The organism is uncultured Metabacillus sp., from assembly GCF_947503125.1.
GTDB lineage: Bacteria > Bacillota > Bacilli > Bacillales > Bacillaceae > Metabacillus.
Genome location: NZ_CANNCR010000006.1, coordinates 26,462 through 38,467 on the forward strand (window position 1 = coordinate 26,462; position 12,006 = coordinate 38,467).

Annotated in this window: 11 protein-coding genes; all 11 read left to right on the top strand. The window is 38.8% G+C overall.

Annotation, left to right across the window (positions count from 1 at the left end; translation table 11 throughout):
* Positions 1-12: 12 nt before the first annotated feature.
* The gene (locus Q1B07_RS06595) at positions 13-219 is read left to right on the top strand and encodes a DUF951 domain-containing protein (RefSeq protein WP_299089825.1); all 207 of its coding nucleotides are present in this window, start codon (positions 13-15) and stop codon (positions 217-219) included.
* Between the two features lie 18 nt (positions 220-237).
* On the top strand, positions 238-2,247 hold the full coding sequence (locus Q1B07_RS06600) for a molybdopterin-dependent oxidoreductase (protein ID WP_299089824.1): 2,010 nt from the start codon (positions 238-240) through the stop codon (positions 2,245-2,247).
* 146 nt (positions 2,248-2,393) lie between these two features.
* A complete protein-coding gene (gene ychF, locus Q1B07_RS06605; RefSeq protein WP_299089823.1) occupies positions 2,394-3,494 on the top strand; it encodes a redox-regulated ATPase YchF in 1,101 nt (366 codons plus the stop codon).
* Positions 3,495-3,769: 275 nt separating this feature from the next.
* On the top strand, positions 3,770-4,057 hold the full coding sequence (gene rpsF, locus Q1B07_RS06610) for a 30S ribosomal protein S6 (RefSeq protein WP_299089822.1): 288 nt from the start codon (positions 3,770-3,772) through the stop codon (positions 4,055-4,057).
* A 42-nt stretch (positions 4,058-4,099) separates the two neighbouring features.
* Positions 4,100-4,618, top strand: a complete 519-nt coding sequence (gene ssb / locus Q1B07_RS06615; RefSeq protein WP_299089821.1) for a single-stranded DNA-binding protein — start codon at positions 4,100-4,102, stop codon at positions 4,616-4,618.
* 46 nt (positions 4,619-4,664) lie between these two features.
* The gene (gene rpsR, locus Q1B07_RS06620) at positions 4,665-4,904 is read left to right on the top strand and encodes a 30S ribosomal protein S18 (RefSeq protein ID WP_046588211.1); all 240 of its coding nucleotides are present in this window, start codon (positions 4,665-4,667) and stop codon (positions 4,902-4,904) included.
* A gap of 230 nt (positions 4,905-5,134) precedes the next feature.
* Positions 5,135-6,079, top strand: coding sequence for a YybS family protein (locus tag Q1B07_RS06625; RefSeq protein ID WP_299832275.1), 945 nt, complete (start codon positions 5,135-5,137; stop codon positions 6,077-6,079).
* Positions 6,080-6,113: 34 nt separating this feature from the next.
* Positions 6,114-8,087, top strand: a complete 1,974-nt coding sequence (locus Q1B07_RS06630) for a DHH family phosphoesterase (RefSeq protein ID WP_299089817.1) — start codon at positions 6,114-6,116, stop codon at positions 8,085-8,087.
* Entirely contained in the window at positions 8,084-8,530 is a 447-nt protein-coding gene (gene rplI, locus Q1B07_RS06635) for a 50S ribosomal protein L9 (protein ID WP_299089815.1), read from the top strand. The genes Q1B07_RS06630 and rplI overlap by 4 nt, the downstream gene beginning before the upstream one ends.
* A 135-nt stretch (positions 8,531-8,665) precedes the next feature.
* The gene (gene dnaB, locus Q1B07_RS06640; protein ID WP_299089853.1) at positions 8,666-10,027 is read left to right on the top strand and encodes a replicative DNA helicase; all 1,362 of its coding nucleotides are present in this window, start codon (positions 8,666-8,668) and stop codon (positions 10,025-10,027) included.
* Positions 10,028-10,412: 385 nt separating this feature from the next.
* Positions 10,413-11,699: an adenylosuccinate synthase gene (locus tag Q1B07_RS06645; protein ID WP_299089814.1), complete on the top strand. Its 1,287-nt coding sequence runs from the start codon at positions 10,413-10,415 to the stop codon at positions 11,697-11,699.
* The last annotated feature ends 307 nt before the right edge of the window (positions 11,700-12,006 follow it).

Consider the following 12,006-nt stretch of genomic DNA (forward strand, 5'->3'; position numbering starts at 1 on the left):
GGAGGGGAAAATATGATGGAAAAGGAATTTGGACTAAATGATATTGTCGAAATGAAGAAGCAGCACCCATGTGGGACAAATCGCTGGAAAGTGATCCGGTTAGGGATGGATATTCGCATTAAATGCGAAGGCTGCGGCCATAGTGTCCTCATTCCTCGAAAAGAGTTCACACGAAAGATGAAAAAGGTACTTGTCAAACACGAAGAAACGAATGGGTAGGGTGAAGGGATAGAGGCAATGAAACAAGTATTTAAGTCATCCTGTCCGTTAAACTGCTGGGATAGCTGCGGCTTTGAAGTAACAGTTGAGGATGGAAAAGTAACAAAGGTTGAAGGAGATAAGGAGCATCCGATTACCCAAGGGAAAATTTGCGGCAGAGGAAGAATGCTGGAGGCGAAGACAAATTCCTCGGAACGATTAACAACCCCATTAAAAAAGGTGAATGGGAGATTTATTGAGATCTCTTGGGAACAAGCGTTGGACGAAGTTGCTGGAAAAATGAGAGAAATTAAAAAGATCCATGGTCCAACAGCGATTTTGCATAGCCATGATTATGCTAATAATGGGCTGTTAATTAACCTTGATAAGCGCTTCTTTCATTGCTTTGGCGGTGTAACGGAGTTAGTCGGCAGCATCTGCTGGGGATCGGGTATTGAAGCTCAAACATGGGATTTCGGCAGTTCATTTAGCCATGCTCCGGATGACATTTTTCATAGCAAGCATGTTGTGATTTGGGGTAGAAATGTAGCAAGAACGAATATGCATTTATTTCACTATTTACAGGAAGCGAAAAAGCGGGGAGCAAGCATTACCGTTATAGACCCGATTTTTAATGCAACGGCGAAAATCGCCGATCGTTATCTATCCATCAAACCTGGAATGGATGGATTAGCTGCAATCGGTGTTATGAAATATTTGATTGCAGAAAATAAGCAGGATCAAACATTTATTGATCACCATACCATAGGCTATCATGACCTTTTAGCATTATTAGATAGCATAAAGATGGATGACATTTTAGCTCAGGCTGAGATGACCTTTGATGATATAAAATATTTAGCCTCCTTATATGCGGATGGACCGACCTCGACATATATAGGGTTAGGTATGCAAAGATACGCAAATGGCGGCAATACAATCAGATTAATTGATGCATTAGTTGCAGTTAGCGGGAATATTGGAATTCCTGGGGGTGGTGCTAATTTTGGCAACCTGCAGGTAGGCAGAAGCTTTCAAATGGACGGGCTTACATTGCCACATAAAAAAGCAGCTTCAAGACAATTTCCTATGATGAACCAGGCAGAAGCAATTTTATCAGCCAAAAATCCAGAAATTAAAATGATCTTTGTAACATGTGGTAATCCGCTTGCCCAGGTTCCTAATTCCACTAAGGTTAAACAGGCATTTGAATCTGTTGAGACTCTTGTAGTTGTCGATCATTTTTTAACAGATACAGCCGAACTTGCTGATTATGTATTGCCAACAACAACTGTTTTTGAGGAAGAAGATATCTATTATTCTTCTATGTATCATCATTTTGTCAATTATGGGGAGAAGCTTGTGGAACCGCCTGGAGAGGCCAAATCAGATTTGTGGATTTGGACACAATTAGCGGAGCGTTTAGGGTTTGGAGAGGCGTTTCATATGTCGCGGACAGAGTTTTTAGAAATAGGACTTTTCGATTTAAACAAGCATGGCATCACATTGGAAAGGTTAAAAAAAGAAAAACGGCTGCCGCTCCCTGTTCAACACGTTCCATGGGAAACAAAAGAATTTTTAACGCCTACTGGAAAATTTGAATTCACCTCTTCCCTTGCAGAAGTAAAGGGTTATGAAGGGAAACCGGTTTATCTCCCGCCAAAGGAGTCAAGTATAACCAATTCTGCATTGGCTAGGAAGTACCCGTATCAGCTTTTATCGATCCACCCTTCACGGTCAAACCATTCACAGCACTATATCTTAATTAAGGCATTACAGATGGTTAAAATTGAAATCTCAGAGGATATTGCTAGTGAAAAGCAAATAGAAGATGGTGATTCTGTCACCATCTATAATGATCGAGGAAGGCTATCAGGGATCGCCAAGATCATGAAGCAGGCTCATCCTCGAACGATTAATGTCGATGAAGGACAATGGCATAAATTTGGCGGCTCTGTCAATTTACTTACGTCAGACGGTCTTTCAGATAATGGCTTAGGCAGTGTGTTATATGATTGTTTAGTTAATATCAAAAAATCAATTGGATAAAGAATGCTGTTTAAATAGGGTCAGTTCCCAAAACGGGGGACTGTCCCCTTTATTTGCTTGTTTTTTATCCATTTACTATCTATAATTGTTGAAGATTGATTAGAATTCGGACAAATTTTTTTGTTTCATAATAGAGGAGTGGGAATATGGCATTAACTGCTGGTATTGTAGGTCTTCCTAATGTTGGAAAATCAACATTATTTAACGCGATTACACAAGCTGGTGCTGAATCAGCAAACTATCCATTTTGTACAATAGATCCTAATGTTGGGATTGTAGAAGTGCCTGATGAGCGTCTGCAAAAGCTAACAGAGCTTGTAAACCCTAAAAAGACGGTGCCTACTGCGTTTGAATTTACTGATATTGCTGGGATTGTTAAAGGTGCCAGCAAAGGAGAAGGATTAGGGAATAAATTCCTTTCCCATATTCGCCAAGTGGATGCAATTTGTCATGTTGTACGTTGTTTTGCCGATGAAAATATCACCCATGTTTCTGGTAAGGTTGATCCAATTTCTGATATCGAAACGATTAATCTTGAGCTGATTTTAGCTGATTTAGAAACGGTTGATAAGAGAATTGACCGCGTAGCAAAACTTGCAAAGCAAAAAGAAAAAACAGCTGTTTTTGAGCATGAGATTTTAGTAAAGCTTAAAGAAGCGTTTGAAAATGAAAAGCCTGCTCGTTCTGTAGAGTTTAACGAAGAGCAATTGAAATATGTAAAGCAATTGCATTTATTAACCATTAAACCTGTATTATATGTAGCAAATGTTAGTGAGGATGAAGTAGCGGATGCTTCAGAAAATCCATATGTCAAACAGGTTCGTGAGTTTGCTGCTGGTGAAAATGCAGAAGTAATTGTTGTCTGTGCAAAAATTGAATCTGAGATTGCTGAGCTTGAAGGGGAAGAAAAGGAAATGTTCCTTGAAGAGCTTGGAATTGAAGAGTCTGGGCTTGACCAGCTAATTAAAGCTTCCTACCATCTTCTTGGATTGGCAACATACTTTACAGCAGGCGAACAAGAGGTTCGTGCTTGGACGTTTAAAAAAGGCATGAAAGCCCCGCAATGTGCAGGAATTATTCATACAGACTTTGAAAGAGGATTTATCCGTGCTGAAACAGTTTCATATAATGACCTGTTAGCTGCAAAGTCAATGGGTGCTGCGCGTGAGGCAGGTAAAGTCCGTTTAGAAGGAAAAGAATATATTGTCCAAGATGGAGATGTTATTCACTTCCGATTTAATGTGTAAGATCGGGTAAATAAGGCGCTTACGCTTGTAATGTTTGAGAATAAAACCATTCTACTTAGTTTTGGTGTCCAGCTCCAGCTCCAGCGCCTAGCCCCTCGAGGTCATAAGCCAATTTAGAATTGAAGGCAAAGAGCGCCTTCTATTATTTGCCCAAGGCTGAACGAGGCGCTTGCGCTTTTGTTCTTTTTTTGTTAAAATACCTAATTGTGAGTAATTTATTTTAATTGCTCCTTGCCCATAATTGGGCCGTTTAGTCCAGAAGGAGGTGTAAGATGATGAAAAAGTATGAAGTTATGTACATCATCCGTCCAAATATTGAAGATGAAGCTAAGAAAGCTTTAGTTGAGCGTTTCAACAACGTTTTATCTGAAAATGGTGCGGAAGTAGCTGAAGCAAAAGAGTGGGGAAAACGTCGCCTAGCATACGAAATCAATGATTTCCGTGATGGCTACTATATGCTTCTTCAAGTTAACTCTGAAGCTGCTGCGGTTCAAGAATTTGACCGTTTAGCGAAAATTAACGAAGATATCATTCGTCACATCGTTGTTAAAAAAGAAGACTAATTTATAAATAATAGAAAAGATATTCAAAAAAGGATGGTTCTGATGTTGAATCGAGTCGTACTAGTCGGAAGACTAACAAAAGATCCAGATCTGCGTTACACACCAAGCGGAGTAGCTGTTGCGACATTTACTTTAGCGGTAAACCGTACGTTTACGAACCAACAAGGTGAAAGAGAAGCTGACTTTCTTAACTGTGTGATTTGGCGCAAGCAAGCCGAAAATGTTGCAAACTTCCTTAAAAAAGGTAGTTTAGCAGGTGTTGACGGCCGGCTGCAATCACGTAGTTATGAAGATCAAACAGGCAAACGCGTTTATGTAACAGAGGTTGTTGCAGAAAGTGTCCAATTCTTGGAGCCTAGAAGTGCAAGCGGCGGAGGCGGCAACAATAACTACAACAATAATAATAATAATTTTGGTGGGTATCCTGGCAATTCTGGAAATCAAAATCCGTTCGGTTCAGATCAAAATCAACGTAATCAAGGGCGTACAAGCTTTGATGACGATCCATTTGCAAACGATGGAAAACCTATTGATATATCTGATGACGACTTACCGTTTTAAGTTTAAACATATATTCTAATCATAGTCAGAAGGGAGGAAAAAGACAATGGCAGGCGGACGTAAAGGTGGACGTGCAAAACGTCGTAAAGTGTGCTTTTTCACATCTAACGGAATCACACACATCGATTACAAAGATGTAGATTTACTAAAAAAATTCGTATCTGAGCGTGGTAAAATCTTACCTCGTCGTGTAACAGGTACAAGTGCAAAATACCAACGCAAATTGACTGTAGCTATTAAGAGAGCTCGTCAAATGGCTTTATTACCATACGTTTCTGGTGAATAAGTATAAAGCACAGATTGGACTTTTTCCGATCTGTGCTTTTTTATACATTTGTAGATACATATTCCACGGTTTATAATTAGACATAATATTTCTCTTTTTACGATATACTAACACTATTTTAAGAGTAAATATGTAAGAAGGTATGTTGCTATTGTTTGTTGTGCCAGATGTTTGATTACAAGTGGAAGGTAGTCTAAAATAAAGCTTGATCCCCTTAAAGAAGAGGTGAAATGATGAGGCGGATTCATGTGATTACAGAAGGCGCCATTTTATTGGCTCTTTTCCTGGTTTTAATGCTCTTTTCGCTTTATGCACCATTTATAGGTACTGTCCTGCTGTTTGTCCTTCCTTTGCCATTTATTATCTTTACGATAAGACATGGTTTAGGTGTTTCATTGATGATGTTATTTGCTGGAAGTCTGCTGTCTATCCTATTTGGTTCCATGACAAACATTCTGTTAGCATTCATGTTTGGATTAAGTGGATTAACAATGGGTATCTTTTATAAAAGAAAGCAATCAATAGGTGCTCTAATTGGAGGAAGCTTAGCTTATACAATCGGCTTGGTTGTGATCTATATAGGAACCATTCTTATTCTTCAAATTGATATGATTAAAGACTCCATCTCTTTATTAGAGCAGTCAATCGAGCAATCAAAATCGATGTATTCATCACTAAATCCAGATGCTAATGTTGAGGAGCAATTTGAACAGCTTAAACAGGGATTAGATCTTATACATATTTTAACTCCTACAATATTCGCGGCAACAGGAATGATGTTCGCTGTCATTAGCCATATCATCGCCGTACCTGTTCTTAAACGGTTGAAGGTTGGAGTTGCTCCATTAAAGCCATTCAGGTATTTGCGGCTCCCTCAAAGTTTATTCTGGTATTATTTAATTGTCTCCCTGCTAATTATGGTAAACATAGATCCAGACAGCTTCTATTATATGGCGCTGATGAATTTATATTTTATTCTGCAATTTTTCGTCCTGATTCAAGGATTCTCATTTGTATTTTACTATTCCTATCTGAAAGGCCTATCCAAGGCTGTGCCGATTATCGTTTTGACTGCATCATTACTTATACCAATCCTGCTTTATCTTGTTAGAATCTTAGGTATAATTGATTTATGCTTCCCTCTCCGTGGTAAAATAACAAAAAAAGTAAGATAGGATTCAGTGCCTAAAGAGGAGTTGATGAGAGCGGATGCCGAGTTTGTATGAAAAACCATTAGTCCGATACCCGATTTATGTGTTAATTGCCGTAACAGTCATTTCTGTGCTGTTTCTCTATTTTTTTAATTGGATGATTGGTCTCCTTGTAACGGTTCTTCTAGGTGCTGCCCTTCTTTATTTGAGAAAAGCTGTGGTTGACTTTCAAACTGAAATCGAAGGGTATATCACAACGCTTTCTTATCGATTGAAAAAAGTCGGCGAAGAGGCCTTAATGGAAATGCCGATTGGAATTATGTTATATAATGATCAGTATGTTATTGAGTGGACTAATCCTTTTTTAACATCTTGTTTTGATGAAGATACATTAGTGGGACGATCATTATATGATGTTGCAGATTCTTTAGTGCCGTTAATTAAACAAGAAATCAATTCTGAAACCATTACCTTGCATGATCGAAAATTTAAAGTGATTATAAAACGCGATGATCGTTTATTATATTTCTTTGATGTAACAGAGCAAATAGAAATTGAGCAGCAATATGAGAATGAACGGACTGCATTGGCCTTAATCTTTTTAGATAATTATGATGAAGTAACACAAGGAATGGACGATCAGACAAGAAGTGCGATTAATAGTGAGGTTACAGCTTTATTAAACAAGTGGGCGAAGGATTATGGAATCTTTTTAAAAAGAATTTCGTCTGAACGTTTTTTAGGTGTGCTAAATGAAAATATTTTAATAAAACTGGAAAAAACAAAATTCTCGATTTTAGATGAAGTAAGAGAAAAAACGACGGTCCATAATGTATCGTTAACATTAAGTATCGGAATTGGTACAGGTGTCTCATCATTACAAGAGCTTGGCGATTTGGCCCAATCGAGTCTTGATTTAGCTCTAGGCCGTGGTGGAGATCAGGTTGCTATAAAGCAAACGAGCGGCAAGGTCAAATTCTATGGCGGAAAAACAAATCCAATGGAAAAACGGACACGAGTACGCGCCCGTGTCATCTCACATGCTTTAAAAGAAATTGTATTAGAAAGTGATAAAGTAGTGATTATGGGACATAAGTTCCCGGATATGGATGCAATTGGTTCGGCGATTGGGATATTAAAAGTGGCTCAAGTCAATGAAAAAGAGGGGTTTATTGTTTTAGATCCAAATGCCCTTGATTCAGGTGTTGAACAATTACTTGCTGAAGTGAAACAAAATCCAGAGCTATGGTCAAGATTTATTAAACCAGAGGAAGCGCTTGAAATTATGACAGATGAAACATTGCTAATTGTTGTCGATACTCACCGGCCATCCTTAGTCATTGATGAAAGGCTGCTTGCAAAAAGTGAGCATGTGATTGTCATTGACCATCATAGACGTGGTGAGGAGTTTATTAAAGACCCAATCCTCGTTTACATGGAGCCATATGCCTCATCAACAGCTGAACTTGTGACAGAGCTGTTAGAGTATCAACCTAAGAGTCAGAAAATGAATATGATAGAGGCTACTGCCTTATTAGCAGGCATTATCGTTGATACGAAAAGCTTTACTCTTCGTACGGGATCCCGTACATTTGATGCTGCTTCTTATTTGAGAGCGAAAGGCGCTGATACCGTTTTAGTTCAGAAATTCATGAAGGAAGATATCGAAAATTATGTAAAGCGGGCAAAACTGATCCAAAATGCCTCTATTTATCGAGAAGGGATTGCGATTACCAGTGCTGAGGAAAATCAGTATTTTGAACAGGTCATTATAGCGCAAACAGCTGATACGCTTTTAACAATGAATGGAGTTGTGGCTTCATTTGTCATAGCGAAACGCAGCGAGGGGTGTATAAGCATAAGTGCCCGCTCATTAGGTGATATCAATGTCCAGGTGATCATGGAAGCTCTTGATGGCGGAGGTCATTTAACAAATGCGGCTGCCCAGATGTATGATGACACGCTTCAGGAAGCAGAAGAAAGACTAAAAGCAATCATAGATGATTATCTAGAAGGAGGAGAAGAATCATGAAGGTTATATTTTTAAAAGATGTAAAAGGAAAAGGGAAAAAAGGCGAAATCAAAAATGTTGCTGATGGTTATGCCCACAACTTTTTGATTAAGCAGGGCCTTGCAATTGAAGCAACAAATGCAAATGTAAGTTCTTTAAATGCACAAAAGAAAAAGCAAGAAAAAGAAGCGATTGAAGAATTAGAGCAAATGCAGCATCTTAAAAAGGTATTAGATGAATTAACAGTTGAATTAAAAGCAAAATCTGGTGAGGGCGGACGTCTATTTGGTTCCATTACAAGTAAGCAAATAGCAGATGAGCTTAAAAAGAGCCATAATATCAAGCTTGATAAACGTAAAATAGACCTTCCAGATGCAATTCGTGCATTAGGTTATACAAATGTACCAGTTAAGCTGCATCCTGAAGTAACAGCAACAGTAAAGGTGCATGTAACGGAACAGTAATTATTGGAAGCAGATGTGGTTTTGTGGAAAGAGTGAAATTGTTCTTGAAGCGAAGCCACATTTTTTTTATCCTTAATACTTAGGGAGATTTACATTTTCATAGCTTACTAATTAACATAAAGGACGGTGATCATCATAAACGAGTTAATTGGTGATCGTATTCCACCACAAAATATAGAAGCGGAACAGGCAGTATTAGGTGCAATCTTTTTGCAGCCGGCATCGTTAACTTTAGCATCAGAGCTATTAATTCCTGATGATTTTTATCGGGCATCACATCAACGAATATATAATGCGATGCTTGAATTGTCCGATAAAGGGGAACCAGTCGATCTTGTAACCGTAACTTCTGAGCTGGCGGATGCAAATCTTTTAGAAGATGTAGGAGGAGTTTCTTACTTAAGTGATTTAGCAAACTCTGTTCCTACTGCAGCGAATATTGAATATTATGCAAAAATTGTCGAAGAGAAATCGATCTTACGACGCTTAATCCGCACGGCAACGACCATTGCACAAGACGGCTATAGTCGTGAAGATGAGGTGGAAGTGCTTCTCAATGAAGCTGAAAAGACCATCATGGAGGTTGCTCAACGGAAAAATGCAGGGGCTTTCCAGAACATTAAAGATGTTCTTGTTCAAACATACGATAATATTGAATTGCTTCATGACCGCAAAGGTGACATAACTGGAATCCCGACAGGCTTTACAGAGCTTGATAAAATGACAGCCGGTTTTCAGCGAAACGACTTAATTATCGTTGCAGCCCGTCCATCTGTTGGTAAAACAGCTTTTGCCTTAAATATTGCACAAAACGTAGCAACAAAAACAGATGAAAATGTAGCAATCTTCAGTCTGGAGATGGGTGCAGACCAGCTTGTTATGAGGATGCTTTGTGCAGAAGGAAATATTGATGCCCAAAGGCTCAGAACAGGTACATTAACCCCTGAGGATTGGGGAAAGCTGACAATGGCAATGGGAAGTCTATCAAATTCAGGAATATATATTGATGACACACCAGGTATTCGTGTTAGTGAAATTCGGGCAAAATGCCGAAGATTAAAGCAGGAAAGCGGCTTAGGGATGGTCTTGATCGATTACCTGCAGCTGATCCAAGGCAGCGGACGAACCGATAACCGTCAGCAAGAGGTATCAGAAATCTCCCGTACCCTTAAGGAATTAGCCCGTGAATTGAAGGTACCTGTCATTGCCTTATCACAGCTGTCCCGTGGTGTTGAACAGCGTCAAGATAAGCGTCCAATGATGTCAGATATCCGTGAATCTGGAAGTATTGAGCAGGACGCAGATATCGTTGCCTTCTTATATCGTGATGATTATTATGATAAAGAATCAGAGAATAAAAATATCATCGAAATCATTATTGCAAAACAGCGTAATGGTCCTGTTGGGACGGTTTCACTAGCATTTGTTAAAGAATATAATAAATTCGTCAATTTGGAACGGCGTTTTGATGATTCCGGTGTTCCACAAGGCGCTTAAGGAGGTCGCAGATGCGGTCTTCTTTTTTATACGTTAAGAAAGCATAAATTGGCAGCGGAGAAGTAAATCGACGTAGAGGCCAATTTTAAATGTGAAGTATCAATGCAACTACTCCTCTGTCTTCACCTTTCAGGCTCGCCAGTTGGTGAGTTTTCTTTGTTTTTTAGAGAGTGATCTGTTTATATTAGGATAAAATAATAACGTATGTGGTTTTTTAATTAAGAAGGGTTAAGAAAGATAACGTTATTATTTTAAGGAATAATGATGAATTTACGAACGAATAATCCATTATTATTTATAAATGTTCGTGCTTTCATTGACTTTCCTATTCCTCACTGATAAAATAAACATGTTTGATTAGTGCGAAATTACGGAGGTGCACGGAATGTCTTCAGTAGTAGTTGTTGGAACTCAATGGGGAGATGAAGGGAAAGGGAAGATCACTGATTTCCTTTCTGAAAATGCAGAGGTTATTGCTCGTTATCAAGGTGGAAACAACGCAGGTCATACAATTAAATTTGATGGAGAAACGTACAAGCTTCACTTAATTCCATCTGGTATTTTTTATAAAGATAAAATTTGTGTGATCGGTAACGGAATGGTTGTTGATCCTAAAGCACTTGTAAAAGAACTTGCTTACTTACATGAGCGCGGCGTTACAACAGATAATTTACGAATCAGTAATCGTGCGCATGTCATTTTGCCTTACCATTTAAAATTAGACGAGGTAGAAGAGGAACGTAAAGGCGCAAATAAAATTGGAACAACGAAAAAAGGAATTGGACCAGCTTATATGGATAAAGCAGCTCGTGTCGGCATCCGTATTTCTGATTTGCTTGAACGAGATACTTTTGAAGAAAAGCTAGTTCGTGCATTACAGGAAAAAAACCGTCTATTAGAGAAATTTTATGAAGTAGAAGGCTTTACTGTTGAGGAAATTTTAGACGAGTATTATGAATATGGCCAACAATTTAAACAATATGTTTGTGATACATCAGTTGTGCTTAACGATGCGTTGGATGAGGGACGCCGTGTTCTATTTGAAGGTGCACAAGGGGTTATGCTTGATATTGACCAAGGTACATATCCGTTTGTCACTTCATCAAACCCTGTTGCGGGTGGAGTTACAATTGGCTCCGGTGTTGGACCTACTAAGATTAACCACGTTGTCGGAGTATCAAAAGCATACACAACTCGTGTAGGTGATGGCCCATTCCCTACAGAATTAAATAATGCAATCGGCGATCAAATTCGTGAGGTAGGCCGTGAATATGGGACAACAACAGGTCGTCCTCGCCGTGTAGGCTGGTTTGACAGTGTTGTCGTTCGCCATGCAAGAAGAGTAAGCGGATTGACAGACCTGTCACTTAACTCAATTGATGTGTTAACAGGCATCGAAACATTAAAAATTTGTGTAGCATACAAATACAAAGGGGAAACCATCAGCGAGTACCCAGCAAGCCTAAAAGTACTTGCAGAATGTGAACCTGTATATGAGGAACTTCCAGGCTGGACAGAAGACATCACAAACGTACGTAATTTAAGTGAGCTTCCAGCAAACGCAAGACACTATATTGAGCGAATTTCACAGCTTACAGGAATTCCTTTATCGATCTTCTCTGTAGGACCAGACAGATCACAAACAAACGTTATTCGCAGTGTATACAGCTAATCACTTTTAGGGAATCGGCAGCGATCTGATTCCCTTTTTATATGCTTTTAAAAAAAATAAAAAAATGTATTGTTTTATGATGATAGTGTGTGATATTATAGAAAACGTCCTGTTAAAAGGATAAACAATAGATAGCTATTAAACATAATAGTATTACTCATTAAAAAATTAGCCATTAGCTCAGTTGGTAGAGCACGATCGAATAAGCTGCGAAGCATTGACATCAGCGCACAAATCGAATTGCTTCTTGAATAATCCTTCTGAGATTTGGGCGTCAGAAACAAGTGGTAAACAGAATAGTACTACT

Coding starts and splice junctions, on each gene's coding strand:
- ychF (WP_299089823.1), top strand. CDS start 2,394: ATGGCATTAACTGCTGGTATTGTAGGTCTTCCTAATGTTGGAAAATCA.
- Q1B07_RS06625 (WP_299832275.1), top strand. CDS start 5,135: ATGATGAGGCGGATTCATGTGATTACAGAAGGCGCCATTTTATTGGCT.
- rpsF (WP_299089822.1), top strand. CDS start 3,770: ATGAAAAAGTATGAAGTTATGTACATCATCCGTCCAAATATTGAAGAT.
- Q1B07_RS06645 (WP_299089814.1), top strand. CDS start 10,413: ATGTCTTCAGTAGTAGTTGTTGGAACTCAATGGGGAGATGAAGGGAAA.
- rpsR (WP_046588211.1), top strand. CDS start 4,665: ATGGCAGGCGGACGTAAAGGTGGACGTGCAAAACGTCGTAAAGTGTGC.
- Q1B07_RS06600 (WP_299089824.1), top strand. CDS start 238: ATGAAACAAGTATTTAAGTCATCCTGTCCGTTAAACTGCTGGGATAGC.
- ssb (WP_299089821.1), top strand. CDS start 4,100: ATGTTGAATCGAGTCGTACTAGTCGGAAGACTAACAAAAGATCCAGAT.
- rplI (WP_299089815.1), top strand. CDS start 8,084: ATGAAGGTTATATTTTTAAAAGATGTAAAAGGAAAAGGGAAAAAAGGC.
- Q1B07_RS06630 (WP_299089817.1), top strand. CDS start 6,114: ATGCCGAGTTTGTATGAAAAACCATTAGTCCGATACCCGATTTATGTG.
- Q1B07_RS06595 (WP_299089825.1), top strand. CDS start 13: ATGATGGAAAAGGAATTTGGACTAAATGATATTGTCGAAATGAAGAAG.